This window comes from Bradyrhizobium sp. Arg816, assembly GCF_029989365.1.
Classification (GTDB): Bacteria; Pseudomonadota; Alphaproteobacteria; order Rhizobiales; family Xanthobacteraceae; genus Bradyrhizobium.
The window spans coordinates 87,359-112,671 of sequence record NZ_JAPRAQ010000025.1; the positions used below are offsets into that span (position 1 = coordinate 87,359).

The following is a 25,313-nucleotide window of genomic DNA, read 5'->3' on the forward strand; positions in this document are numbered from 1 at the left end:
CCTCACCGGCTCGCGACGAGGGACTCGCGCGCGGCCGCGAAGTCGAGCACAGCGCCACCGTTCTTCTTCGACCAGCCCTCGGCCGCCTGCTTGAGCAGGAAGGCGCTCAGCTCGCCCTTGGTCGACCGTACGAACCAGGCCTGGTTTGCGAACAGCTTAATACCACTCTCGCGATCCTGAGCGTAGACGACGCGGATGGTCTTGCCGTCCTTCTCGAGGCCGGCGAGCGCCTTCAGCGCGTTCTCGGGCGACGCGTAGTGACGCACATGAGCCTCGTCTTTGACCCAGATCTGCGCGACGCGGCTGAAGTCGCTGATCTCGGCGCCCGTTGCGGCGTCCTTGGCACGAAGCGGAAGCTGCGCGTAGTTCTTCAGCTCGGCGTCATAGTCGCGCCCCGCATGCGCGGTCGCAACGCGGATGAACTTGTCGGTGACAAACTGGTTGATATCGAGATCGCTGTCGGCGCGCTTGAGCAGCTTCAGCGTCTTGATCGAGGTGGCGACCGCCTGGCGGTATTCCGGCTTCCAGGTCACATCGCGGGTCTGAAGACCGAGCGGGCCGTGGAAGAGATAGTCGACCTCCGCCTCGATGCCGGTGACCTTCGCGATCAGCTCGCTGTATTTCTCCGGCTCCTCCGCGATCAGGCGATCCGCCTCGATCGCTGCGCGCAAATAGGCAACGACGATCTCCGGATATTTTTCGGCGTACTCGGCATCAACCAGTCCGCCGTGGAACGTCGGCGCATTGGCCTGCGCACCATCAAAGATCTTGCGCGCAAAGCCGCGCCACGGGAACAGCTCGGCGAACGGAACGAAGTCGGCATGCGCCTCGATCTTGCCGGCCTGCAAGGCCGGCCCCGCAACCTCCGGCGCCTGCGTGATGATGTTGACGTCGGTCTCGGGATTCCAGCCCTTGGCCTCGATCGCCCGAAGCAGCATGCCGTGCGAGGTCGAGGCAAAGGGAACCGAGATGGTCTTGCCCTTGAGCTCATCGAGCGATTGCACCGGCGAGCTCGACGGCACCACGATGCCGTTGCCACTGCCCTTGGTGCTGCCGGACAGCACGCTGATGAAGAGGCTGCGGCGGCCAGCCTTCTGGAACGCCACGCCGTTGAGCGAGCCCGGAAAGTCAGCCATCGCGCCGAAATCGAGCTTGCCTGCGACCATCTCGTTGGTGAGCGGCGCGCCGCTCGTAAAATTCTTCCACTGGATGTCGTAGGTGACATCCTTGTACTTGCCGTCATGGGGCAGAAATTTCTCGAGTAGCTTGAGCTCGTGAATGAGCAGTCCGCCGGTCGCGCAATTGATCGTCGTGTCCTGCGTCCCGACTGCCACACGGATCGTCTCCGCCTGGGCCGGCGCGAACATCGCAACGGTGATGGCCACACTGGCCACACTGAGTCTCAAAGAGCTGAATTCGATCATCGAACTGTCCTCGGGGAGGCCGGGCGCGCGCCGGCAACAATGCTGGCCGGCACTATCGAAGGCGTGGCGCAACGCTTGAAGCAATTACTTGCATCGCTGTCGCAGGACGTTCGCGTCATGATTCCGTCGCGCAACGACGCAAAGGATTTTCTCAGGACGAAGCCATGGACAGAGGAATCGTTTCGCTGCCGGTCGCCGCGCATGTCAAGCTTTGCTAAGTGATTTGGAACGATCGCAAAGAGATGGACATCGCACCATCGCCGCACTTACCTATTCGCAAGCCCCTGGAGAGCTGACGGATTGCGATGACCATACTCAAGGAAGCTGCCGCGACCGAGCCTGCCGCTTTCGCCGACCGGCCTCATGCAGGCGTTCCGTTCGACTGGACCGACCACAAGAAGACGCGGCGGGTCCGCAGCACACGCGCGAGGCCCGCGAGCTCGGCGCTGTTCATGAGCGAGACGATCGACGGGCTGAATGCCGGCGCGCATTTCCTCGACCGCTTGTCCGCGTCGGAGCAGGCGCGCGTGCACGCGGCCGGCCGCATCATCACGGTGCCGCAAGGCGAGATGGTATTCAGCCAGGGCGATGGCCACGACGGCATCTTCATCATCCGCCGCGGACAGGTTCGGGTCTACTACACCGCGCCGTCGGGCCGCGAGATCACGCTCGCCTATTGGACGCCGGGACATTTCATCGGAGGCCCCGAGATATCCGGCGGTGGCATTCACATGTGGTCCGGCATCGCCATCGAGGCCTGCGAGATCACGACACTCTCCGGCCCCGCGCTCGAGAAGCTGTTGACCGGCATGCCTGCCTTCGCGCTGGCGCTGATCGACGGCCTCATCGCCAAGGGCAAATGCTACTCCTCGATGGCGCAGATCCTCGGCACGCGATCGGTGATCGAACGGCTGGCGCAATTCCTGCTCACGCTGTCGGAGTTGCACGGCACGGCCGACGGCGACACCATCATCATCAATCGCAAGATCACGCATGACCAGATCGCGGCCATGGTCGGCTCGACCCGGCAATGGGTGACGATGATGCTGAAGCGGTTCCAGAACCGCCGCATCATCGCCATCGACGGCAGCAGCATCCGGATCAAGCGGATCGACCTGCTGGAGCAGATTTTGTTCAGGGATTGAGGCGCGGCAGGCGGAGACGAGTGCGATCCTTCTCCCTCTCCCCGTTCTTACGGGGAGAGGGTTGGGGTGAGGGGCCTCTCTCCGCGAGTGAGATGTTCGTGAGACCTGTACCCCCTCACCCGGAATTTGCTCACGCAAACTCCGACCTCTCCCCGCAAGCGGGGAGAGGTTAAGAACCGGCCTCACCGCGCCTCTTCGAATCCGGCCAGCACCGAGGTCAGGTTCGCGCCCAGAATATCCGAGAGATAGCCGCCCTCCTGCACGAACACGGTCGGCAGGCCCAGCTTCGCGATGGCCTGGCCGATGCGGCGGAAGCCCGGCGTGGTGACGGCGAGGCCCTTCAGTGGATCGTGCTCGGAGGCGTCGAGGCCGAGCGCGATGACGAGGGCGCCGGGTGCAAAGGATTCGATCGCCTTGCGCGCGACATCCATCGCCTGGATGTAGCCGTCGTCGCCGGTGCCGATGGCCAGGGGGATGTTGAGATTGGCGCCGAGGCCGGGTCCTTCGCCGCGCTCATGCGCGTAGCCCCACACATAAGGATAGTACGCGATGGGGTCGGCGTGGATCGACACCGTGTAGACGTCAGGGCGCGTGTAGAAAATACCTTGCGTGCCGTTGCCATGGTGTACGTCGACGTCCAGGATCACGACGCGCTCGTGCTTCAGACGCAGATGCGCCGCGGCGATCGCGCTGTTGTTGAGGAAACAGAAGCCACCGGCCATGTCGCGGTAGGCGTGATGGCCGGGCGGACGGCAGAGTGCATAGGTCGCATCCTCGCCGTCCATCACCATCTGCGCTGCCGTGACCGCAACGTCGGTAGCGGCGCAGGCCGCGGCCCAGGTGCCGGGACCGATCGGCGCCGCGGTATCGGCGGTGTGCCAGCCGAGTCGGCCTACGATGTGAGTGGGATAGGTCGCGGCATGACGCACGGGATGGATGTTGCCGATCATCTCCGGGCCGGAATCGCCGAGCGCGGTCCAAGCATCCCAGGCTTCGCTGAGGAACGAAAGATATTCCGGGCTGTGAATCCGCGCACGCGGCCCCTGTCCGAATGTCGTCGGTTCGACCAGTTGATGCTTGCCGTCCATCAACCCCTTGAGCAGGCGATCGGCGCGCTCGGGCTGCTCTGTGGTGCGCTTGACGACACCGCGAACCAGGAAGAATTGCGGATCGTGGCTGCGATGCAGTTCGGTATGGACGGCTTTCACTCAAACACTCCGTGGTCGCGTTGACGGTGCCCACAGATGTCTAAATGCCTGCGGCGGCCAGATGCAAGCAAGAAGAGTGCCGCCGCTTTGGTCCTGCTCTGCGCCGGAGGCAGACCGCCCGTGACGCTCAGCAACGCCCGCGCTGGAGGCAGTGCTCGCGGCCCTGCTGGTCGGTGCGGAAGGACTCGACGAAGCCGCCCTGACGCTGGGTGACGAACACGGTCTTGCCGTCGCTGCCGCCGAAGGCGAGATTGGTCGGCTCCTTGCCCTTCAGTGCGATCTCCCGCTCGACCGCACCATTGGGCTTCATCAGCGCGATGGTGCCCTTGAGGATGCGCGCGACATAGAGACGGCCGGCGACGTCGGTGCGCAGGCCGTCGACGGTGTCGGGCTGAAAGGCTTTGACGAGTTTTGCGCCGGTGAGCTCGTTGCCGCTGACGGTGTAGGACCAGATCTGGCCGCTGCTGGATTCCCCGACATAGAGCGTCTTGCCGTCAGGGCTGAGGTCGATGCCGTTGGTGGTGCCCATCGCGCGCGGCGCCGGCATCACCCGCCCCTGCACCGTGCCGTCCCCAGATTTGGCGATACGCCAGATGTGGCCTTCCCTGCCCTTCCAGTTCGGATCACTCGCATAGATCGTGCCGTCGCGCGCGACCGTGATGTCGTTGGGCTGGTTCATCTCGTCGGAATGAAACCAGACGACGGGCTCGCTCGCGCCCTTCTGGATCGCTAAGATGTTGTGCTTCTTGTAATCGGCGATGAACATCGTGCCGTCACGCGCGAAGCGGATGGCGTTGCCGACGCTGCCCTCGGGCAGTGCCGTGAATTGCTCCGAAGCGGCGCCGCCGACCGGCAGCTTGCCGATGGTGCCGGGCTTGCCAAAGTTGACTACGAAGAGATTGCCGTCGAGATCGGCCGCCGGCCCTTCGATGCCGAAGGTGTATTCGCCCGGCGGCGTCACCTGCACGCTTTCGAACAGCTTTGTTTCAGCATGGGCCGCCGATGCCGCGATGACGAGAAGGACGCTACTGCACAGGCACCAGAAATTCCTGCCGGATGTAATAGCCATCGTCGTCGCTGCACTCGCCATTCAGATAGGGGTCGGCAGGCCGGAAGAACCGGCTGAAGCCGGGTTTGTCTACAGCGCTCCTTTGTGTCACGACAACGACCTTGGCGGCCGGTATTTCGCCGCATTCCTTGTTGGTCTTGCCAAAGAACTTGCGCTGCGGCGGGCCGGACTTGATCCGCATCCGCGTGCCCGGAACCATTTTCGCAACCAGCAGGTCTGCGGTATCGAGCAGGCGCGTGTAGCCAGGTTCGGTCCTGGGCAGGCCTTCACCGCCCGGCGGCATCAGCTTCTCGGCGCCGATGCCGCGCAGCCGCGTGCGCAGCTTGCCGGAGTCTGGATCGCCCGGATAGATCCAGCCGTCCTGCGACAGCATGAAGCGCAGCACGGTCGCGTCCTTTTCCGCATCCGATTGCCCAGCCTTCAGGCCGAAATCCGAGTGGCAGCCAACGCAATGCTTCTCGACGAGGCCCTTGCGCAGCGTCGTGAGCCGGACACCGTTCTGCGCGTCCCTGGCGACGAAGGCCGCGAGCTGGTCGATCATCGCCTGGCTGCGCATGTCGCATGGCAGCGGCACCGGCGCGTCACCCGCGGCGCGGTCGATGCGGATCACGGTCTTGTTCTTGTCCTCCACCAGCCAGATTGCGCCGTCTGCCGCGACAGTCATACCGACTGGCGCGCCCTGCGGCCGCGCGCCGTTGACGCGGTGCCAGCCGGCGATCAGCTCCTCGAATGGCGCGGCCGCGACGTCGCCGGCCCCGGTCTGAAAGCTGTGGGTCGGATCAGCCGCGCAACTGACGTGGTAGCGCACCGGCGCCGGGGCGGGCTTCGGGAAGCCGTGGTCGTCGACGTCATAGACGAGGACGCGGCTGCCGGTCGGGCGATAGCCGTGCAGGCCGACCAGCAGCTTGCCTTCCAGCTCCGGGAATTTCACGCCGTGATAATAGAGCATCGCGAGCGGCGCGCCATGCGGCGGCATCAGCGAGAACGGCGCCTTGTAGAACGCATTGGCCGTGCAGAGCGACTTGTAGACCCCGGATTGCAGCACGAGCTTGAATTCGGGGCTCGGCGTCGACAGGTCGTAGCAATAGGGCCAGCCATAATGCCTGCCCTGCTCTATCGCATTGATCTCCTCGTTCGGCTTGAAGATGTCGGGCAGGTCACGGCCGTTCTCGCCTTGCAGGAAGGCGTAACCCGCATCGGGAAAGTTGGGATGCAGCGCCAGCGCCATCGAATTGCGCAAGCCGCGCGCATAGACGGTGTGCGGCGGGTCCGGATCGGCCGGCTTCAGCGCCGGGAAGGTGGCGCCTGCGGGCGGTGTGAACAGCCAGATCGAGGCCATCGCGGACGCGCCTTCGGCCGCCGCGCATGGCCTTGTGATCGGTGCCGACGTGATGCAGTCGTCGCTGTGCGAGCCGACATTGACGAACAGCCGCCCGTTCCTGTCAAAGACGAACTGCTTGAGCGGATGCGCGCTCTCGTCGAGCCTGGTGCCGTCAGGCAATGTGATCCGGCGGCCGGGCATGTGCCGGATGATGGTCTCGACCGTGCTGCGGGGATTGTCGGCGAGCGGATCGAACCGGAAGATCGTCTCCGCGGTCGAGGCGTACAGCTTCTTGTCCGGGCCAATCACGAGGCCGAACGGATACTCGACACCGGTCAGCAGCTCCTTGAACCGCTGCCCCTGCGGCGCATGCGGATCGAGCAGCAGCAGCCGTCCATCGGTGTGGCCCCAGCCACCCATGTCGGCGACCACGAACAGGTCACGGCCCGGCACCTGGATGATCGCGCGCGGAAATGTCAGGCGATCCTCTTCGGAGGCGACGAGACCGGCGCAGAATCCCCCCTTCATGTCGATCTGGATTCTGGGAAAGGCGAGATCGCCGCTGCCGCAGGTTTCCGTGCCGATCGCGTAGCCGCTTTTCCTCACCGGCTCGCAGGAGGCCCCCGGGGCAAGACCGAACAGCGCTCCGGCGACGATCGCCGCAAACAAGCTTCGGCGTTCATGCCAGAATGTGAGCTGGTTCACGGCGATCCCCCGGACTTTCGGTCCAAAGTTGTTCCATGCCATGGGAACGCCGTCCAGTTGATCATCACCCCCCTGTGATCAAACCCGCTCGGGCCTTCGCAGCGACCAATCTCCGTAGATTCCCTTACCGGGCTCGCCCCGAATGTTTCGCGAAGGCCTCGGGTGGTATCGATTTGCCATCCCAGTCGCTCCCGACAGGAGACGGATATGGTCCAGGTCTATTTTCACTGCTCCAACACCGAAGGCACGCTGATCGATCGCAGCGGCATCGCGGTGGCCAGCCTGACCGAGGCGCGTGACCGTGCGGCGCAGATCATGCACTCGATGATCTACACTCCGGGTGCCGAAGACTGGCGCGACTGGGTGATCCATGTCAGCGGCTCCGACGGCGAGGAGATCTTCGACCTTCCCTTCACCGCCATGCTCGGCAAGCCGCATTGAGGTGATGTCGTGCTGTTCGCTTCACTGACCCTGCTCCGCCAGCCCCTCAACTTCGTTGCCAACAAGTGGCAGAAGCTGGTGCGGATCGCAGGCAACCCCTACCGCCCCGAGCTTCACTACATGCGCGGACCTGGCCCGAAATGGCACGCCAAATATCAGGCCAGCCGGCTGGATCGCAGGCTCTGAGCGCGATCCACCACCCTTCCCCTACTTCCCCGTAAATTTCGCCTTACGCTTCTCGACGAAGGCGTTGCGGCCTTCGATGGCGTCGGCGCTCTTGCGGATCGTGGCCTGAAGTTCGATCTCGCGGCGGAACTGCGCCTCATAGGTCGTGTGCTCGCTCTCCTCGACCAGTGTGCGGGTTGCGACCAAAGCGCGCGTTGGGCCGTCGGCCAGACGGCGCGCCAGAGTTAGGGCCTCGTCCATCAGCTTCGCGTCGTCGACGACGTCTCGCACCAGGCCGATCTCCTGCGCGCGTTCGGCCGTCAGCGGCTCGTTCAGCAGCATCAGCTCGAGCGCGCGCTGCCGGCCGACCAGCCGCCGCAGCAGCCAGGTCGAACCGAGATCGGGCACCAGGGCGATGCGGCTGAACACCTGGATGAAGCTCGCCGACCGCGCCGCAACGATCATGTCGCCGGCCATCGCAAGGCTGAAGCCGCCGCCGGCCGCGACGCCGTTGACGGCGACCACGACAGGCACGCGGCATTCGCGCAACGCCTTAAAGGCCGGCCAGTAGAAGCGCATCACGCCGGCGGCGATGTCCTCGCCCAGCGCCTCCGACGCCTTCAAATTCTGTCCTGAGCAAAAACCGCGTCCAGCGCCGGTAAGAACCAGGGCGCGGACGTCCTCGTCCCCGGTCATCTCGGCGACGGCGGCGGCGAGCGCGCCGAGCAGGTCCGGCGTCATCGCGTTCAGGCTCGCCGGCTCGTCGAGCGTCAAGATCCCAACCGCGCCATCCCGCGCCTGTTTCACACCTGCCATGTCGCGTCTCCCTTTGGATTTTCTCGTTGGCGGCAATGTGCCATCCTTCGCGCGCCCCGCCAATGCTGCAGCTTCCGCGTCAGCGCAACGAAGCCAGAACAATCGAATCCAGAGATCAAGACGACATCATGCCTCATCAATTCAGCCTCGCCCAAACCGTCCGCAAACCTGCCGTCACATCCAAGGGCGGCATCGTCGCCTCGCAATCGCGGCGGGCGGCCGAAGTGGGGGCGCAGGTGCTGGCGGCAGGGGGCGACTGCGTGGACGCGATCGTCGCGACCACCTTCGCGCTGAACGTGCTGGAGCCTTGGAACAGCGGCATCGGCGGCGGCGGCGTCATGGTACTCTACCGCGCCAAGGAAAACCGCACCGAGGTGATCGACTACGGCATGTGCGCGCCGCAGAGCCTGCGCGCCGCCGACTATCCGCTCAGCGGCGAAGGTGCGGCCTCCGACCTCTTTCCCTGGCCGCGGGTGAAGGATGATCGCAACATCCACGGCCCCGGCTCGATCGCCGTGCCCGGCGTCGTCGCCGGCATGGAGGAGGCGCATCGCCGCTACGCCAAGATGCCGTGGAAGGATCTGGTCGCGCCGGCCACCGCGCTCGCCGGCGAAGGCCTGCTGGTCGATTGGTGGACCACGCTGACAATCGCGGCATCGGCCGCCGATCTCAGGCGCTATCCCGCGAGCGCGGCGACATTCCTGAAGGATGGCCTGCCGCCGAGCGCGCCGTGGGGCATCAAGTCCGAGACGCGGCTGCCGATGGCCACGCTGAAGGCGACGCTGTCACATCTCGCCGCTGCCGGTCCGCGCGATTTCTACCGGGGCGATCTCGCCAAAAGCATCGCATCCGACATCAAGGCCGACGGCGGCTCGCTGTCGGTGGAGGATCTCGCCGCGTTTCGCGCCCATCTGCGCGAGCCGCTGGCGATCCCCTATCGCGACGGCAAGGTGTATGCGACGCCGGAGCTCACCGCCGGTCCGACCATGGCGCATGCGCTGCGCCTGCTGCAGCAAGGCCTGAAGCCCGTGAGCGTGCCGGATGCCGCAGCCTACGTCGAATATGCGCTCGCCTTGCAAGCAGCCTTCCGCGAGCGGCTCAAGGACATGGGCGATGCCGACGGCAAGCGCTCGCTCGGCGCCGAACATCTGGCGCCCGCCTGCACGACGCATTTCTCCGTGGTCGACCGCCACGGCAACATCGCCGCGGTCACACAGACGCTGCTCTCGTCCTTCGGCTCGAAATACGTGACGCCGCACACCGGCATCGCCATGAACAATGGCATCATGTGGTTCGATCCGACGCCGGGCACCACCAACTCGCTCGCCCCGGGCAAGCGGTGCCTCACCAACATCACGCCGGTGATTGCCGAGACCAAGGGCGGCAAGCGTCTCGCGGTCGGTGCCTCCGGCGGCCGCCGCATCCTGCCGTCGGTGATCCAGCTCGTGTCCTTTGCGATGGATTTTGGCATGGACCTCGATACGGCGATCCACCAGCCGCGTATCGATGCCAGCGAAGGCGCGATCGTGATCGGCGATATCAGACTGCCCGCGGACGTACGCAAGACGCTTGCCGCACGCTTCGACTATGAAGAGACGCAAGTGCAGGCCGTGCCGCAGAAGTTTGCCTGCCCCAGCGTGGTGATGCGCGAGGGCGATACGAATTCCGGCGCGGTCGAGATCTTCCACCCCTGGGCCGACGCTGTGGCGGAGGGCTGAGGCTGAGCTGCGTTACCTCGCCCCGCTTGCGGGGAGAGGAGCACATCCTCGCTGCGGCCGCAGCTTAGCTTAATCAGATCCCCAACCGGTCGCGCACTCGCCCGGCAATCACCGCCGTCGTCACGCCGACCGGCCAGAACGCGTGCATCGGAATCGGCTTGATGCCCGTGACGGGCATGTCGATCTCAGCCTTGGCGCCGCCGATCAGCCGGCGCGCGAGCTGCGCGCCCATCGCGGTCGAGAGCGCGACGCCGCGGCCGTTGCAGCCGAGCGAGATCAGGATGTTTTCCGCCGGCTCGTGCACATGCGGATAATGATCCTTGGTGATGGCGAGCCGGCTGTTCCAGCCGTGCGTCCAGGCAGCGCCCTTGAGCTGCGGCCATAGCCGCTCGGCATAACGCATGAGATAGGCAACGTCGTTGTGCGACTTGATCCAGCGCATCGGGCCGCGGCCGCCCATGAGGAGGCGATTGTGCTGATCGATGCGGTAATAGACCGTGATGTGGCCGCTCTCGTAGAGCACCGGCCGTGTCGGCATGATCGAACGGGCGACCGCGTCGGAGAGCGGCGCGGTGGCGGCAATCGAGGAGAACACCGGCACGATGGTGCGGCGGAGCGCCGGCCAGAGATCGTCGGTGAAGCCGTTGGTGGCGAGCAGGACCTTGTCGGCATGCACCACCGCGCGCGGCGTCTCGATGCGCCAGCGCGCGCCGTCGCGACGGAGCGACAGCGCCGGCGTTTCGCCAAGGACCTTCGCGCCCGCGGAGATCGCGGCGCGCGCGAGGCCGCGGGCGTAGCTGAGCGGATGCAGATCGCCACCGCGCGTGTCCAGCATCGCGCCGATGTAGCGGTCGGTGCCGGTCATCTCGCGCAACTGCTCGCGGTTCAGATATTGCACCGGCATGCCGCGACGGATGCATTGCTGCGCGGTCTTCTCGATCGCAGCAGCGCTGGCCTCGTTGTAGGCCGCGCGCAACGTGCCATTCTGCCGCGCTTCGCAGGGGATCTGGTATCGGCGGATCAGGTCATGCGTGAAGTTGGTCGTGCCGTAGGAGAACTCGATCATGCGGCGGCCGAGTTCAGCGCCGAAATCGGCCTCGATCTGATCGGGGTCATGCTTCAGGCCGGGATTGGTGTGACCGCCATTGTTGCCCGACGCGCCCCAGCCCGGCTCCTGCGCCTCCAGCACCAGGGCGTCGACGCCCTGCTCCGCCAGATGCAGCGCGGTGGACAGGCCGGTGTAGCCGCCGCCGACGATCGCAACGGAGACGGTCTTGTCAGCGTCGAGCGGCGGCGTGGCAACCGGCGCAACGGCGGTGTCGGCATAGAGCGAGGGCGGCAGAGGCAGGCGCATAGTCATGACGAGAACCGATCAGAGCGGATGCAGCACCCGGCGCAAGAAATCCTGCGTGCGTGGATGCTGGGGTTGATTGAGCAGCGCCTTGGCCGGTCCCTGCTCGACGATGACGCCGCCGTCGATGAACAGCACGCGGTCGGCGACGTCGCGGGCGAAGCCCATCTCGTGGGTGACGACGACCATGGTCATGCCGTCATCGGCGAGCTTGCGCATCACGCCGAGCACGTCACCGACCAGCTCGGGATCGAGCGCCGAGGTCGGCTCGTCGAACAGGATCGCCTTTGGCTGCATCGCGAGTGCGCGCGCGATGGCGACGCGCTGCTGCTGGCCGCCGGAGAGCTGCGGCGGATGCGCATCGGCCTTTTCGGCGAGGCCCACCTGACCGAGCAGCGCGCGGCCGCGCTCGAGCACCTGCGCGTGCGGCTCCTTCTTTACGAACAGCGGGCCTTCGACGACGTTTTCCAGCACGGTGCGATGCGGGAACAGGTTGAAGCGCTGGAACACCATCGAGACCTGGGTGCGGACCTTCACGATGGAGGGCGCATCGCGGTCGACCTTCAGTCCCTCGACGTTGATCTCGCCGCGGTCGTAGCTTTCCAGCCCGTTGATACAGCGCAGGATCGTCGACTTGCCGGAGCCCGAAGGGCCAATGATGCAGACCACTTCGCCCTTCTGGACGGAGGCCGTGATGCCCTTGAGCACCTCGTTCTGGCCAAAGCTTTTGTGGACGTCGGTGAGCTCGATCATTTCTTGCCCGCCCGCTTCTCGAAGTGACGGACCAGCAGGATCAGCGGGATGCTCATGGTGAGGTACATCAGCGCCACAAGCGTGAACACGCTGGTGTTCTTGAAGGTCGAGGACGCGATCAGCTTGCCCTGCAGCGCGAGCTCGGCGACCGTGATGGTGGAGGCTTGCGACGAGTCCTTCAGCATCATGATCATGACGTTGCCATAGGGCGGCAGCACGATGCGCACCGCTTGGGGCAACACCACGCGGCGCATGGTGAGCCACCAGCCCATGCCGATCGACTGCGCCGCCTCGATCTGGCCCTTGTCGATCGCCTCGATGCCCGCGCGGAAATTTTCGGCCTGGTAGGCCGAATAGGCGATGCCGAGCCCGAGGATCGCGGCCTGCAAGGCCGACAGCGTAACACCGAGATCGGGCATCACGAAATAGAGGTAGAACAGCAGCACGATGATCGGGATGCCGCGGATCACGTTGATCAGGCTGGCGCTGAGCATCGACAGCACCTTGATGCCCGAGACCCGCATCATCGCCCAGATCAGACCCAGCACCGTCGAGAGCAGCAGCGAGCCGATGGTGACGATGATCGTCAGCGCGACGCCGCTCATCAGGATCGGGAAGAACTCGACGGCGTCGTGCCAGAAACCTTTCATCGGACAGCCTTACCAGCCTCTGTCGATCAACCCTGCGCCTTCTGACCCCACTTCTCGAGGATCTTGTCGATGGTGCCGTTGGCTTTCAGCTTAGCCAGCGAGGCGTTGATCTTGCCGAGCAGCGCGGCCTCGCCCTTGCGGACGCCGATGCCGACCGAGCCGACAGTGACGGGCTCGTAGCCGTCGACCAGACGCACCTCGGGGAAGCCGCCCTGCTTCAGATTGTAGGCGAGGATCGGATAGTCGGCGTAGCCGGCCTTGAGGCGACCGGTGTTCACGTCGCGCAGGATGTCCGGGATGGTGTCGTAGGCCTTGACGTCGGCGAACAGGCCGGACTTCTTCAGCGCATCGACGAAGGCGGTGCCGACCTGGGCACCGACCGTCTCGCCCTTCAGATCATCCTGCGTGGTATAGGCCTTGGTGTCGCTCTTCGGGACCACCAGCCCTTCGCCGTAGGTGTAGATCGGATCGGAGAAGTCGACGACCTCCTTGCGCGGCGCGGTGATGAACATCGCCGCTGCAATCATATCGATCTTGCCCGATGTCAGCGACGGGATCAGCGCCGAGAACGCCATCGGCTCGATCTGCACGCTGAGGCCGGCGTCCTTGCCGATCTCGGTGACGAGATCGACCATGATGCCCTGGATGGTGTTGGTCTTGGTGTCGAGGAAGGTGAAGGGAATGCCTGTCGGCGTCGAGCCGACCTTCAGCACCTGCTGCGCCGAAGCCGGCATCACCGCTGCAATCGCGAGCGCCGCGACCGCGGCCAGACCAAAACGCTTCATCGCATCCCCCTTTGGGCTTGGCCGATGTCGGCGCTCGCGCATGTCGTGATCAGACGTTGCGGGCCAAGCCGTTTCGGCCTATTTTCACCAATATGAAAATTTGGTCACACTTTCGCGGGCGATGCAAGCGGTTTTCATGCACATGAAGGAAGCGGTTTGACGTGAGCGGTGGCAAAAGAATGCGCAAACCGGCCGCCGCAAAGCCGGCGAGGACGGTGAAGGCCAGGAAGGTGCCGGTCAAGGCCAAGCCGGCCGAGCCCGCGATGGATGTCGCGGTCGGCCGCCGCATCCGGGATCTCCGGCGTATCAGGCAATTCTCGCTGGAGACGGTGGCGGCGCGCACGGACCTGTCGATCGGCTTTCTTAGCCAGATCGAGCGCGGCCTGTCGTCGCCGTCGCTGCGCGTGCTGGCCACACTCGCAGACGTGCTGGGCGTCGGCATCGCCGCGCTGTTCGGCGCAAGCCCAAGCGCCGACAGCGTCTCCGATCAAGTGGTGACGCGCGGGCCCCAGCGGCCCGAACTGAAACTCTGGCGCACCGGAGTGTCGAAGCAGTTGCTGAGTCCGGCGAGCAGCGACAACCGGCTCAATCTGTTCCTGGTGCATCTCGAGCCCGGCGGCTCCACCGGCGACGAGCTCTACACCCACGACGGCGAAGAGGCTGGTCTCGTGCTCGAAGGCGAGATGATGCTGACGGTGGACAGCGAGACGTGGTCGCTGAAGACCGGCGACAGCTTTCGGTTCGCGAGCCGAAGGCCGCACCGGTTTTCCAATCCGGCCAATGATGCGAAGGCTGTGGTGCTGTGGGTGAATTGCGTGACAGGGGCGGGGTAAGCCACGTGCTCACCTGCCACCGCACACGGCGAAGGTAAGAAGAACCGCAACGTCTCCACATCGTCATTGCGAGCGAAGCGAAGCAATCCAGAGTCTTTCCGCGGAGACATTCTGGATTGCTTCGTCGCTGCGCTCCTCGCAATGACGAGTGGATAGACCTTTACCCGAACCGATACTTGTACCGGTCCACCGTCAGCGCGCTCACATCGACCTCCGGCTTCTTGCCCGACAGCATGTCCGCGAGCACGCGGCCGGAGCCGCAGGACATGGTCCAGCCGAGCGTGCCATGGCCGGTGTTGAGGTGGAGGTTGCCGTACTGCGTCGGGCCGATCACCGGCGGGCCGTCCGGCGTCATCGGACGCAGGCCGCTCCAGAACGTCGCCTTGGAGAGATCGCCGCCGCGCGGGAACAGATCGGTCAGCGAATGATCGAGCGTGGCGCGGCGGGCGCCGTAGAGCTGGCTCGAATAGCCGGAGATCTCGGCGGTGCCGCCGACGCGGATGCGATTGCCGAGGCGGGTGATCGCGACCTTGTAGCTCTCGTCCATCACGGTCGATTCCGGCGCGCCGGAGGCGTCCTTGATCGGCACCGTGATCGAATAGCCCTTCACCGGATAGACCGGCAATGAGATGCCGAGCGGTGCAACGAGCCGCGACGACCAGCTTCCGAGCGCGAGAACGTAGGCATCGGCCTGCAACGTGCCCGCACTGGTCACGACACCACTGACGCGCGCGCCGTCCGTGACGATGCGGTCGATTCCGGTGTTGAACATGAAGCGCACGCCGAGCGCTTCGGCATGCTTGGCCAACGCCTGCGTGAACATGTGGCAGTCGCCGGTCTCGTCCTGCGGCAAGCGAAGTCCGCCGGCGAATTTTTCCTTAACGGCGGCGAGCGCCGGCTCGACTGCGATGCAGCCTTCCCGGCTCAACACCTCGAAAGGAACGCCATACTGCTTGAGGACGGCGATGTCCTCACCGGTGCCATCGAGCTGCGCCTGGGCGCGGAACAGCTGCAGCGTGCCCTGCGAGCGCTCGTCATATTGAATGCCGATGTCGCGGCGCAGATCGCGCAGGCAATCGCGGCTGTATTCCGCGATCGGGATCATCCGGCTCTTGTTGACCGCGTAACGCGCGCTGGTGCAGTTGCGCAGCATCTTGGAGAGCCAGACCCACATGACAGGATCGAGCTTCGGCCGGATCACCAGCGGGCCGTGCTTCATCAGCAGCCATTTGATCGCCTTCACCGGCACCCCGGGGCCGGCCCAGGGCGAGGAATAGCCGGGCGACACCTCGCCCGCGTTGGCGAAAGAGGTCTCCAGCGCCGGTTCGGGCTGACGGTCGACGACCGTCACCTCATGACCGGCACGCGCAAGGTAGTAGGCAGAGGTGACACCGATGACACCGCTGCCGAGGATCAGAACTTTCACGCTTCGTCAAACTCCCGCGGCATCGCGCTCGCCGCTGCAAGAACAAACTCCGCAACGGCGAGAGCAATTATCAGGCCACCCGCTTGATGGCGTCGCCCAGGATCGAGACCATATCGTCGATATGGCTCTTCTCGACGATGAGCGGGGGCGACAACGCAAAGGAGTCGCCGCTCATGCGGAAGTACAGCCCGCGATTGAAGCAATCGACCATGACGTCGTAACCACGCGCGCCGACCGCACCGTCACGCGACGACAGCTCCACCGCGCCCATCAGGCCGCAATTGCGGATGTCGACGACGTTGGGCAGGCCCTTCAGTGAATGCAGCGCATCGCCCCAGTACCCGGCGATCGACGCACCGCGCGTAAGCAGGCCCTCGTCCTTGTAGATGTCGAGCGTCGCGATGCCGGCGGCGCAGGCCGTCGGATGCGCCGAATAGGTGTAGCCGTGGAACAGCTCCATCTGGTTCTCCGGGCCGACCATCAGGCCGTCGTGAACCTTGCGGCTCGCGAACACCGCGCCGCAGGGAATGGTGCCGTTGGTGATGCCCTTGGCCGTCGTCATCAGGTCCGGCGTGACGCCGAAGAAGTCGGCGGCGAACGGCGTGCCGAGGCGGCCGAAGCCGGTGATGACCTCGTCGAAGATGAGGAGGATGCCGTGCTTGTCGCAGATCTCGCGCAGGCGCTTGAGATAGCCCTTCGGCGGCGGCAGCACCGCGGTCGAGCCCGGCACCGGCTCGACGATGACGGCCGCGATCGTCTCGGCGCCATGCAGGCCGACCAGACGCTCGAGATCGTCGGCGAGCTCGGCGCCATGCTCAGGCTGATCCTTGGCGAAGGCGTTGCGGGCGAGATCGTGGGTGTGGCGGATGTGGTCGACGCCCGGCAGGTGGGTCGCAAACGCGCGGCGATTGGCGACCATGCCGCCAACCGACATGCCGCCGAAGCCGACACCGTGATAGCCGCGCTCGCGGCCGATCAGACGGGTGCGGCTCGCCTGGCCGTTGGCGCGGTGATAGGCGAGCGCGATCTTCAGCGCGGTGTCCACCGACTCGGAGCCGGAATTGGTGAAGAAAACGCGGTCGAGGCCCTTCGGCGCGATCTCGGCGAGACGCTCGGCGAAGTCGAATGCCAGCGGATGGCCCATCTGGAACGACGGCGCGAAGTCCAGCGTCATCAGCTGGCGCTCGACCGCAGCGGCGATCTGCTTGCGGCCGTGGCCGGCATTGACGCACCAGAGGCCGGCGGAGCCGTCGATCACCTTGCGGCCGTCGACGGTGGTGTAGTGCATGCCCTCAGCCGAGGAGAACAGGCGCGGCGCCTTCTTGAACTGACGGTTGGCCGTGAACGGCATCCAGAACGAGTCGGTCTTGATAGTGTTCGGAATCTGATGAAGGGTCACGGGCCACGCTCCTTTGCTGACCGGATAGCAGAGGCACGGCTTCGGAAGCGCAACAAGTCCTTTTCTGGTCACCTGCAAGCCATTGATTTCACTGGGGCTGTCGGTCCATATTTGCGCGATCCGCAACATCTGCAACAGGGACCAGGGGCATGAGCGTCGACATCGGTGGACGGCTGCGATTCATCCGGGCGCACCACAAGCTGTCGCAGCGCGAGCTCGCCAAGCGCGCCGGGGTCACCAATTCGACGATCTCGCTGATCGAATCCAACCAGATGAACCCGTCGGTCGGCGCGCTCAAGCGCATCCTCGACGGCATCCCGATGGGGCTCGCCGAGTTCTTCGCGCTGGAGCCGGAGTCACGGCGCAAGATTTTCTACCGCGCCGAGGAGCTGACCGAGGTCGGCAAGAAGCCGATCTCGTATCGGCAAGTAGGCGACAATCTGTTCGGCCGCAGCCTGCAGATTTTGAAAGAGCGTTACGAGCCCGGCAGCGACACCGGGCGCGTTCACCTCGTCCATGACGGCGAGGAAGGTGGGATCGTGATCTCGGGCAAGCTCGAAGTCACCGTCGAGGACGAGCGCCGCATCCTCAATCCCGGCGATGCCTACTACTTCGAGAGCCGTCGCCCGCATCGCTTCCGCTGCGTCGGCGGCAAGCCGTGCGAAGTGATCTCGGCCTGCACGCCGCCGACGTTTTGAGGCGCATCGACATTATCCGGAATCTTACGGAGTGCCCCGGTATCTTACGGAACTTGATGCATCTCAATCTCCGCGCGTCGACCCTCTATATGTTGCGAACCCAAGCCGAGAGACATTCCGGCGCCGCTTCATAACTGGGCTCGAAGATGAAGATCACGCTCGCCAATGCAGAGGCTGCGCTCGATGAAGTGCAGCGCGACACCGACAAGCTCCATTCGCAGGAGCTGCGTAGGGCTATTGCCGACTACATCGAGACGCAGCGAGAAGCGCTGAAGGCGCTCCGCAAGAAACTGCATTAGCAGGACGCGGCGGAACGAGAAGATCTCGTCCCGCCTTTTTGCCTCAACGCTGCGTCAACAACTCCTCGATCTTGATCGGAAAGCGGCGGACACGCACGCCGGTCGCATGCCACACCGCGTTGGCGACCGCGCCGGCGCTTCCGGTGATGCCGATCTCCCCGACGCCCTTGATGCCGAGCGCATTCACATGCGGATCGTGCTCCTCAACCGTGATCACGTCGAGCGGCGGCACGTCGGCATTCACGGGGATATGGTACTCGCCGAGATTGGCATTCATGATCCGGCCGCTGCGGCGGTCGGTGATGGCTTCCTCGTGCAGCGCGAAGGACATGCCCCAGATCATGCCGCCGAACAGCTGGCTCTTCACCAGATGTGGATTGACGATGCGCCCGGCCGCGAACGCACCGACCATGCGGGTGACACGGACCTGGCCGAGCTCGGGATCGACCTTGACCTCCGCGAATACCGCACCATGGGCATGCATCGCGTACTCTTCCATCGCCGCCGGATTCGGCGCACCGGTGCCGCGGGCCTCGACCTCGGCAACGCCCGCGCGCGCGAGGATCTCGACGTAGCTCTCGCCGCGGGTCTCGTCATCGCGGCGAATCAACCGGCCATCGCGTGCGATCACGCCGGCATTGCCGGCGCCGAACAATGGCGAGCGCTCGTCGTTGGTGGCGAGATCGGCGAGCTTTGCGACGACGGCCGCACCGGCGCTATGGATCGCAGCACCCGCGGTCGCCGTGTGTGCGGAGCCGCCGGCAATGCCGGCGTCGGGCAAGTCGGATGAACCAGCCTTAAACTCGACACGGTCGATGTCGAGCCCGAGTTCGTCGGCCGCGATCTGGGCGAGTGCCGTCCAGGCGCCCTGCCCCATGTCATGGGCGCCAATCTCCATCGCGCCGCTGCCGTCGCGGCGGAGCACCGCGCGCGCTTCCGCCTGGAACATCAGCGCCGGGAAAGTCGCCGTGCCCATGCCCCAGCCGACGAGGAGACCTGCGTCGTCGCGCATCTGTCGCGGCTGGAGCGAACGCTTCGCCCAGCCGAAGCGCGCCGCGCCTTGCTCGTAACAGGCGCGCAACGCCTTCGAGGAGAACGGTTTTCCCGTGATCGGCTCGACCTCGGCATAGTTCTTCAGGCGGAAGGCCAGCGGATCCATGCCGCAGGCCCAGGCCATCTCGTCGATCGCGCTTTCCAGTGCAATCGAGCCCGTCGCCTCGCCGGGGGCGCGCATGAACAGCGGCGTGCCGGTGTTGACGCGCACGGCGTCATGCGAGGTGCGGATCGCCGGGCTGGCATAGAGTGTATGCGAGGCATCCGCGGCCGGCTCGTAGAAATCGTCAAACGTGCTCGACACGGTCCTGGCGTGATGATCGAGCGCGGTCAGGCGCCCTTCGCCGTCCGTGCCAATGCGCAGCCGCTGGCGCGTTGGCGCGCGATGGCCTACCGGGCCATACATCTGCTCACGGCGCAGTACCAGCTTGACGGGCTTGCCGACCAGCTTTGCGGCCATGATGCCGAGGACCGGCGGACCAGCCATCAGCCCCTTCGAGCCAAAGCCGCCGCCGAGGAACGGGCTGCGGATGTGGATCTTGTCATGCGCGATGCCGAACAATTCGGCAACGCGCGCAAGCGACAGCATGAGACCCTGGGTCGGCATGTCGATCTGCAGACTGTCGCCATTCCATGCGGCCACGATCGCATGCGGCTCCATCGCGTTGTGATACTGCGGCGGCGTTTCGTAAATCGCGTCGATCTGCTTCTCGGCCGCGGTAAGACCCGCCTCGACATCGCCGAGGTGATTTTCGGTGGGATTGCCGACGCCGACGACCGGCGGAACATAGCTCTCGCCGGCATCGAGGCCGACCAGCGCGGGCAGCGTCTCGTAGCGCGGCGCCAGCAGCACCGCGCCTTCCGTCGCCGCCTCCAGCGTCTCAGCGATAACCACGGCGATGGGCTGGTTGGCGTAGCGGACCTCGTCGCTTTGCAGGACTTCCATCCGGAACACGAACGGATTGGTCTTGATCTCCGGATCGATTGCGAGCTGCGGCTTGTGGTCCGGCGTCATGACGTCGACGACGCCGGGATGGCGTTTTGCGGCGGCGACATCAAGCGAGGTGACGCGGCCGCGCGCGATGCTGGCGACCGCCATCACGGCAAACAGCATGCCGGGCGGGTGATTATCGGCGGCATAGGTCGCCTGCCCCTTGACCTTGAGGACGCCGTCGCGGCGGGTCAGCGGCTGACCGATGTTCGAGCCGTGGCGCAGATGGGCGGGAGAGCTGGATAGATTAAGCTCAGGCATGGATGGCTCCGGACGTCGAGGCAAAGGGGGAGGCAGGCAGCGCGGGGATGCGCGCGGGCGTACCGGCGGCGGCAAGGGTCAGCGCACGCACGACGATGCGGCGTGCGAGCTCGATCTTGAAGGCGTTGTCACCAGACGGTTTTGCGTCTGTGAGCGCGCGCCAGGCCGCTTCCTGGAAGGCATCTGCCGTGGGCGTAACGCCCTTGAGCACGTCTTCCGCGGCACGAGCGCGCCAGGGCTTTGCGGCGACGCCGCCGAGCGCCAGCCGCGCTTCCGCGACCTTGCCGTTCTCGATCCGCAACGCAGCCGCGGCCGAGACCACGGCGAAGGCATAGGATGTCCGTTCGCGAACCTTGAGGTAGCGCGCATGCGTGGCAAAGCCGCGCGCCGCCGGCGGCAGGCGCACCGCGACGACGAGGTCGCCGGGTTCGAGCGCCGATTCACGCTCGGGCGTATTGGCCGGCAGGCGATGCAGCGCGTCGAGCGCGATCTCGCGGCGGCCGTTCCTGCCCTCGATCTCGACGACGGCGTCGAGCGCAAGCAGGGGCACGCAGAAGTCCGAGGGATGCGTGGCGATGCAGCTCTCGCTCCAGCCGAGCACGGCATGGGTGCGGTTCTCGCCATCGCGGGCGTCGCAGCCCAAGCCGGCCTCGCGTTTGTTGCAGCGGCTGGCGGTGTCGTAGAAATAGGCGCAGCGCGTCCGTTGCAGCAGATTGCCGCCGACGGTCGCGGCATTGCGCAGTTGCGCGGACGCACCGGACAGCAGCGCTTCGGCGACAGCCGGGTAGGACTTCGCGAAGTTTGCGTCATGCGCGAGATCAGCGTTGCTGACGAGCGTGCCGATGCGCAACGATCCGTCAGCGAGAGTCTCGATTCCGTCGAGCCCATCGAGATGCGTGACGTCGACCAGACGATCCGGACGGCTGACGCCGCCCTTCATCAGATCGAGCAGATTGGTGCCGGCGGCGAGATAAACAGCGCCCGGCTGGACGGCCGCCGCAACGGCCTCGGCCACCGTGGCCGGCCTGATATAATCGAACGGTTTCATGCGGAGCGCCTCTGATTGGATTCGTCCATGCCGGTCTGGGCTTCCAGCACGGCATCGACGATGCCGGCATAGGCGCCGCAGCGGCAGAGATTGCCGCTCATGCATTCGCGGATGCGCTCGGGATCGTTGCCGGCCTGCGCCTCTTGCATCATGCCGATCGCGCTCATGATCTGGCCGGGCGTGCAGAAGCCGCACTGGAATCCGTCATGGGCGATGAAGGCCGCCTGGACGGGATGAAGCTGGTCGCCGCGCGCCACGCCTTCGATGGTGAGGATGTCGGCGCCATCATGGCTGATGGCGAGAGCAAGACAGGAGTTGATGCGCTTGCCGTCGACGAGAATGGTGCAGGCGCCGCATTGGCCGCGGTCGCATCCCTTCTTGGTTCCGGTCAGCTGGAGGCGCTCACGCAGGAGATCGAGCAGCGTGACGCGCGGATCGTCGAGGACGAAGTCGCGCCGCGCACCGTTCACGGTGAGGCTGATGGAGTGGTTCATACAAGGCTCCGATCAGATATGGACATGAGTCATCGGCCAGCGCGCCACCTCCGTGGCCGCCGTCGATATGCGTTGGCCGGAACCCGGCCAACGTCTCGAGGAAGATACGGAGGCACCCTCCGCTTAACAAGGGCTGCCCGAAAATTTTTGGAATTCGTCAAAAGCCCATGCGCAGACAACGCGATGCAGCCCTGCGAGGGTTCAATCTAACCAATTCGTGATCTACATTACCGCCATGGACGACCAGACCGACCAGATTCGGAAGCCCCGCGCCGATGCCGTGCGCAATCGCGAGCGCGTGCTCGAGGCGGCGAAGGTCGTCTTCAATGCAGGCGGTCCCGAGGCGAGCCTGGAAGCGGTGGCAAAACGCGCCGGCGTCGGCATCGGCACGCTCTATCGGCATTTCCCGACTCGCGAGGATTTGTTCGAGGCGGTATACCGGCGCGAGGTCGAGCAGCTCAGCGAGCTCGCCGAGCAGCTGAAAACCGCGAAGGACCCGGTCGATGCGCTACGGCGCTGGCTGCGCTCCAATGTCGAATTCGTCGCCACAAAAAAGGGCATGTCGGCCGCGCTGGCACTGACGTTCCAGAGCTCGTCGGAACTCGCGGCGTTCTCGATGGACCGGCTGACCAAGGCGATCGGCTCGCTGCTCGACCGCGCGGTCGCCGCCGGCCAGATGCGCGGCGATGTCAGCCCGGAGGATCTGCTCAGGGCACTCGTCGGCATGTGTTACATGCACGACCAGCCCGGCTGGCAATCCTCGGTGCTGCGGATGCTCGACGTGTTCGTCGACGGGCTGCGGGTGCAGCCGGTCGCGAAAGCCAAGGCGCGCGCCGCCAAGCCTACGAAGGCGGCGGTGAAACGGAAGCGATAGCACGCCGTATTTCCCATGGGGCGTGCTAGGATTGGCATCGCCGGGATTTCAACGCGGAGCCTGTCATGCGCATCGCCGCCTTGGTCGTCGCTATCAGTGTTATCTTCAGCTCCGTCTCAGCACGCGCCGGCGACGTCTCGGCGGCGCAAGGTGTCATCCGCGCCCAGGAACAGGCTTTCGCGCGCGACGATGCGGCCGCGGCCTATTCCCATGCCGCGCCTGCGATCAGAGAGATATTCCCCGCCCCTGATATCTTCATGTCCATGGTGCAAAACGGCTACGCGCCGGTCTACCGGCACAAGAGTTTTGAATTTGGCGAGAGCAGGAGCGAAGGCAGCTGGATCTCCCAGCACGTCCATATCATCGACGCCAACGGCGAAGCCTGGGAAGCGCTGTACACGCTCGAGCAGCAGAGCGACGGCAGTTACAAGATCACCGGCTGCTCGCTGCTCAAGCCGGGACGGGAAGTTTAAGTCGCAAAACCCGGTTTGGTCTTGACCGCGTTCATTCGCGACCGGATCAGCAGCGTCAAGACGATGCCGACATTCAGGGCGTTCCACGCCACGCCGTTCGCGAACGCCGCAGCGTAGGACCCCGTCGCGTCGAAGATGACGCCCGACACCCAGCCGCCGAAGGACATCCCGAACACCGAGGCAAAGATCACGATGCCGACGCGGGTTGCCGCCTCGCTCGCCGGCATCGCTTCGCGCACGATGATGGCGTAGCTCGGCACGATACCGCCCTGAAACAGGCCGAACATCGCGGAGATCAGATAGAGCGAAGTCAGGCTGTCGAAGAACAGATAGAACACCAGCGCAAAGCCCTGCGCCAGCGATCCGACCAGCAGCGTGCGGATGCCGCCGATCTTGTCGGCTAGGTAGCCCGAGCCGATGCGGCTGACGATGCCGCAGGCCATCATCAGCGACAGCATCTCGGCGCCGCGCGCCACGCCGTAACCGAGATCGCCGCAATAGGCGACGATGTGCACCTGCGGCATCGCCATGGCGACGCAGCAGGAGATGCTGGCGATCGAGAGCAGCACGGTCAGCGTATTGGTCGAAAGTTTGAGATCGACCTGCGGCGGCCGCGCATTGGCGTGATTGCGGACCTTGTCGTCGCCCATCTGCGCGCGCAGGACCAGCACCAGGATCGTCATCAAGACCACGCAAACGAGGGCGATGCCGATATGCGTGGTGCGCCAGCCGATCGTCTGCATGCCCTCGCTGATGAGCGGCGGCCACATCGTGCCCGCGACGTAATTGCCGCTCGCGACGATGGTCACGGCAAGTCCGCGATAGCGCTCGAACCAGTGCGAGGCCTCCGCCATCAGCGGCGCGAAGGTCGCCGAGGTGCCGAGCCCGATCAGGAAATAGGCCGCGACGAACTGCCAGAGCTGAGTCGAGACCCCGGCCAGCACATTGGCAACGCCGATGAAAGCGATGCTGATCGCCATCGCAGGCACGATGCCGAACTTGTCGGTGATCTTGCCGGCGATCACGCCGCCGAGCCCGAAGCCGAACATCATCAGTGTGAAGGCCAGCGACACCGCAGCACGCGTGGCGGCGAACTCGGTCTGCACGACGGGAATCACCACCACGACCGCCCACATGCCGACGCCGCCGATCGAACCGATCAGCAGCGCAAGCAACAGCCGCACCCAAGCCTGACGCGAATCAGGGGTGAATGAGGCCGGTCTCTGTCCTGGAAGATTTGGCGCGTGCACGGGCCGGACCATGTTCGCAGACCGCCGCGCGGTCAAGCATCGTGCCGCGATATTGGGCATGCGCGGTGCACTGCGGTAAGAAGATGCTTGGCGAAGCCGCGCTTTGCCATTAGTTTGCAATCTGCGTGTGCAACATTGCCGCGCGAGGAGCCTGTCGGCGGAATGCTGTTGCGATTGACGCGATCGATGCGGATCAGGGTGGGGCGGATCATCGCCCTCGCCTATCTGTTCTGCGTGCTCGCGCCGGCAGCAGCCCTCGCTTGGGGCAGCGGCCCGGCGCCGTGCCTCGACGACGCACTGCTCGCCGATCTCGTGCCGGTGCATCACCAGATGCAGGCCAGCCACATGCATGGCGACGTGCCGCATGACCACGCAGGCGTGCACGCGCATCACCAGACTGCCGCACAGGATGCGCCCGCCCAACATCACCATGACGGCAAGGCCGGCCCGTGCTGCGCGATGATGTGCGTGAGCGCCCTGCCGGCCGACCTGCCCGGCGTCGCCAAGCCGCTGCAGCCGATCTCAGCCTGCGCGCCCGAGATCGTGGTGAGCCTGCACAGCGCGGCGCCGCCTCAGCACTACCGCCCTCCCATCGCCTGATCTGACGCGACGACGTCAGGGCCGCACGCGCATCCGCGCGCGCGAACCTGTGGTCTCTACGAC

The 25,313-nt window shown here is 65.2% G+C and carries 25 protein-coding genes; 10 read left to right on the forward strand and 15 right to left on the reverse strand.

Annotation, left to right across the window (positions count from 1 at the left end):
* Window positions 1–2: 2 nt before the first annotated feature.
* Complete coding sequence (locus tag OWC48_RS37725; protein WP_282524573.1) at window positions 3–1,367, reverse strand: ABC transporter substrate-binding protein; 1,365 nt, start codon at window positions 1,365–1,367, stop codon at window positions 3–5.
* Window positions 1,368–1,729: 362 nt separating this feature from the next.
* On the opposite strand from OWC48_RS37725, the gene OWC48_RS37730 reads away from it, so the two are divergent.
* A complete protein-coding gene (locus OWC48_RS37730) occupies window positions 1,730–2,569 on the forward strand; it encodes a Crp/Fnr family transcriptional regulator (protein WP_404979864.1) in 840 nt (279 codons plus the stop codon).
* A 182-nt stretch (window positions 2,570–2,751) separates the two neighbouring features.
* Here the strand turns inward: OWC48_RS37730 and OWC48_RS37735 are convergent, their stop codons facing one another.
* From OWC48_RS37735 to OWC48_RS37745, 3 genes are all read right to left on the reverse strand, one after another.
* The gene (locus OWC48_RS37735) at window positions 2,752–3,777 is read right to left on the reverse strand and encodes a histone deacetylase family protein (protein ID WP_282524540.1); all 1,026 of its coding nucleotides are present in this window, start codon (window positions 3,775–3,777) and stop codon (window positions 2,752–2,754) included.
* Between the two features lie 127 nt (window positions 3,778–3,904).
* Window positions 3,905–4,846, reverse strand: a complete 942-nt coding sequence (locus tag OWC48_RS37740) for an SMP-30/gluconolactonase/LRE family protein (protein WP_282524541.1) — start codon at window positions 4,844–4,846, stop codon at window positions 3,905–3,907.
* On the reverse strand, window positions 4,803–6,872 hold the full coding sequence (locus OWC48_RS37745) for a PQQ-dependent sugar dehydrogenase (RefSeq protein WP_282524542.1): 2,070 nt from the start codon (window positions 6,870–6,872) through the stop codon (window positions 4,803–4,805). Before OWC48_RS37745 ends, OWC48_RS37740 begins: the two co-directional genes overlap by 44 nt.
* Before the next feature lie 207 nt (window positions 6,873–7,079).
* Between OWC48_RS37745 and OWC48_RS37750 the strand changes: the two genes are divergently transcribed.
* A complete protein-coding gene (locus tag OWC48_RS37750; RefSeq protein WP_264621893.1) occupies window positions 7,080–7,313 on the forward strand; it encodes a DUF6894 family protein in 234 nt (77 codons plus the stop codon).
* 9 nt (window positions 7,314–7,322) lie between these two features.
* Window positions 7,323–7,499, forward strand: a complete 177-nt coding sequence (locus OWC48_RS37755) for a hypothetical protein (protein ID WP_282524543.1) — start codon at window positions 7,323–7,325, stop codon at window positions 7,497–7,499.
* 21 nt (window positions 7,500–7,520) lie between these two features.
* On the opposite strand, the gene OWC48_RS37760 is transcribed toward OWC48_RS37755, so the two are convergent.
* Window positions 7,521–8,294 (reverse strand): enoyl-CoA hydratase-related protein, encoded by a 774-nt coding sequence (locus tag OWC48_RS37760; protein WP_282524544.1) that lies wholly within the window; start codon window positions 8,292–8,294, stop codon window positions 7,521–7,523.
* A gap of 128 nt (window positions 8,295–8,422) precedes the next feature.
* Between OWC48_RS37760 and OWC48_RS37765 the strand changes: the two genes are divergently transcribed.
* Complete coding sequence (locus OWC48_RS37765) at window positions 8,423–10,012, forward strand: gamma-glutamyltransferase family protein (protein ID WP_282524545.1); 1,590 nt, start codon at window positions 8,423–8,425, stop codon at window positions 10,010–10,012.
* A gap of 73 nt (window positions 10,013–10,085) precedes the next feature.
* On the opposite strand, the gene OWC48_RS37770 is transcribed toward OWC48_RS37765, so the two are convergent.
* The 4 genes from OWC48_RS37770 to OWC48_RS37785 are packed head-to-tail and all read right to left on the reverse strand — an operon-like array spanning window position 10,086 to window position 13,551.
* A complete protein-coding gene (locus OWC48_RS37770; RefSeq protein ID WP_282524546.1) occupies window positions 10,086–11,372 on the reverse strand; it encodes an FAD-binding oxidoreductase in 1,287 nt (428 codons plus the stop codon).
* A 12-nt stretch (window positions 11,373–11,384) separates the two neighbouring features.
* Window positions 11,385–12,116 (reverse strand): amino acid ABC transporter ATP-binding protein, encoded by a 732-nt coding sequence (locus OWC48_RS37775; protein ID WP_282524547.1) that lies wholly within the window; start codon window positions 12,114–12,116, stop codon window positions 11,385–11,387.
* Window positions 12,113–12,766 carry an amino acid ABC transporter permease gene (locus OWC48_RS37780; RefSeq protein WP_282524548.1) on the reverse strand — a complete coding sequence of 218 codons (654 nt, stop codon included), beginning with the start codon at window positions 12,764–12,766 and terminating at the stop codon, window positions 12,113–12,115. The genes OWC48_RS37775 and OWC48_RS37780 overlap by 4 nt, the downstream gene beginning before the upstream one ends.
* A 26-nt stretch (window positions 12,767–12,792) precedes the next feature.
* Window positions 12,793–13,551, reverse strand: coding sequence for an ABC transporter substrate-binding protein (locus tag OWC48_RS37785; RefSeq protein ID WP_282524549.1), 759 nt, complete (start codon window positions 13,549–13,551; stop codon window positions 12,793–12,795).
* 179 nt (window positions 13,552–13,730) lie between these two features.
* Here OWC48_RS37785 and OWC48_RS37790 point away from each other — a divergent pair, with 179 nt between their 5' ends.
* The gene (locus tag OWC48_RS37790; RefSeq protein WP_282524550.1) at window positions 13,731–14,384 is read left to right on the forward strand and encodes a helix-turn-helix domain-containing protein; all 654 of its coding nucleotides are present in this window, start codon (window positions 13,731–13,733) and stop codon (window positions 14,382–14,384) included.
* Window positions 14,385–14,544: 160 nt separating this feature from the next.
* On the opposite strand, the gene OWC48_RS37795 is transcribed toward OWC48_RS37790, so the two are convergent.
* Together OWC48_RS37795 and OWC48_RS37800 are read right to left on the reverse strand one after the other, a co-directional pair.
* The gene (locus OWC48_RS37795) at window positions 14,545–15,810 is read right to left on the reverse strand and encodes a D-amino acid dehydrogenase (protein WP_282524551.1); all 1,266 of its coding nucleotides are present in this window, start codon (window positions 15,808–15,810) and stop codon (window positions 14,545–14,547) included.
* Window positions 15,811–15,880: 70 nt separating this feature from the next.
* Window positions 15,881–17,209, reverse strand: coding sequence for an aspartate aminotransferase family protein (locus OWC48_RS37800; RefSeq protein ID WP_282524552.1), 1,329 nt, complete (start codon window positions 17,207–17,209; stop codon window positions 15,881–15,883).
* A gap of 149 nt (window positions 17,210–17,358) precedes the next feature.
* Between OWC48_RS37800 and OWC48_RS37805 the strand changes: the two genes are divergently transcribed.
* Window positions 17,359–17,907, forward strand: a complete 549-nt coding sequence (locus OWC48_RS37805) for a cupin domain-containing protein (protein ID WP_282524553.1) — start codon at window positions 17,359–17,361, stop codon at window positions 17,905–17,907.
* A gap of 146 nt (window positions 17,908–18,053) precedes the next feature.
* Entirely contained in the window at window positions 18,054–18,206 is a 153-nt protein-coding gene (locus OWC48_RS37810) for a hypothetical protein (RefSeq protein ID WP_282524554.1), read from the forward strand.
* Window positions 18,207–18,249: 43 nt separating this feature from the next.
* Here OWC48_RS37810 and OWC48_RS37815 read toward each other — a convergent pair whose 3' ends face one another.
* The 3 genes from OWC48_RS37815 to OWC48_RS37825 are packed head-to-tail and all read right to left on the reverse strand — an operon-like array spanning window position 18,250 to window position 22,053.
* Window positions 18,250–20,511, reverse strand: coding sequence for a xanthine dehydrogenase family protein molybdopterin-binding subunit (locus OWC48_RS37815; protein WP_282524555.1), 2,262 nt, complete (start codon window positions 20,509–20,511; stop codon window positions 18,250–18,252).
* Window positions 20,504–21,559, reverse strand: a complete 1,056-nt coding sequence (locus OWC48_RS37820; RefSeq protein ID WP_282524556.1) for a xanthine dehydrogenase family protein subunit M — start codon at window positions 21,557–21,559, stop codon at window positions 20,504–20,506. Before OWC48_RS37820 ends, OWC48_RS37815 begins: the two co-directional genes overlap by 8 nt.
* The gene (locus OWC48_RS37825) at window positions 21,556–22,053 is read right to left on the reverse strand and encodes a (2Fe-2S)-binding protein (protein WP_282524557.1); all 498 of its coding nucleotides are present in this window, start codon (window positions 22,051–22,053) and stop codon (window positions 21,556–21,558) included. Before OWC48_RS37825 ends, OWC48_RS37820 begins: the two co-directional genes overlap by 4 nt.
* 235 nt (window positions 22,054–22,288) lie before the next feature.
* Here OWC48_RS37825 and OWC48_RS37830 point away from each other — a divergent pair, with 235 nt between their 5' ends.
* Together OWC48_RS37830 and OWC48_RS37835 are read left to right on the forward strand one after the other, a co-directional pair.
* The gene (locus tag OWC48_RS37830) at window positions 22,289–22,927 is read left to right on the forward strand and encodes a TetR/AcrR family transcriptional regulator (RefSeq protein WP_282524575.1); all 639 of its coding nucleotides are present in this window, start codon (window positions 22,289–22,291) and stop codon (window positions 22,925–22,927) included.
* 65 nt (window positions 22,928–22,992) lie between these two features.
* On the forward strand, window positions 22,993–23,400 hold the full coding sequence (locus tag OWC48_RS37835) for a DUF4864 domain-containing protein (RefSeq protein WP_282524558.1): 408 nt from the start codon (window positions 22,993–22,995) through the stop codon (window positions 23,398–23,400).
* Here OWC48_RS37835 and OWC48_RS37840 read toward each other — a convergent pair.
* Window positions 23,397–24,662, reverse strand: a complete 1,266-nt coding sequence (locus OWC48_RS37840; RefSeq protein WP_282524559.1) for an MFS transporter — start codon at window positions 24,660–24,662, stop codon at window positions 23,397–23,399. The two genes, OWC48_RS37835 and OWC48_RS37840, sit on opposite strands and share 4 nt — an antisense overlap.
* Window positions 24,663–24,812: 150 nt before the next feature.
* Between OWC48_RS37840 and OWC48_RS37845 the strand changes: the two genes are divergently transcribed.
* Window positions 24,813–25,250: a hypothetical protein gene (locus tag OWC48_RS37845; protein ID WP_282524560.1), complete on the forward strand. Its 438-nt coding sequence runs from the start codon at window positions 24,813–24,815 to the stop codon at window positions 25,248–25,250.
* Window positions 25,251–25,313: the final 63 nt, after the last annotated feature.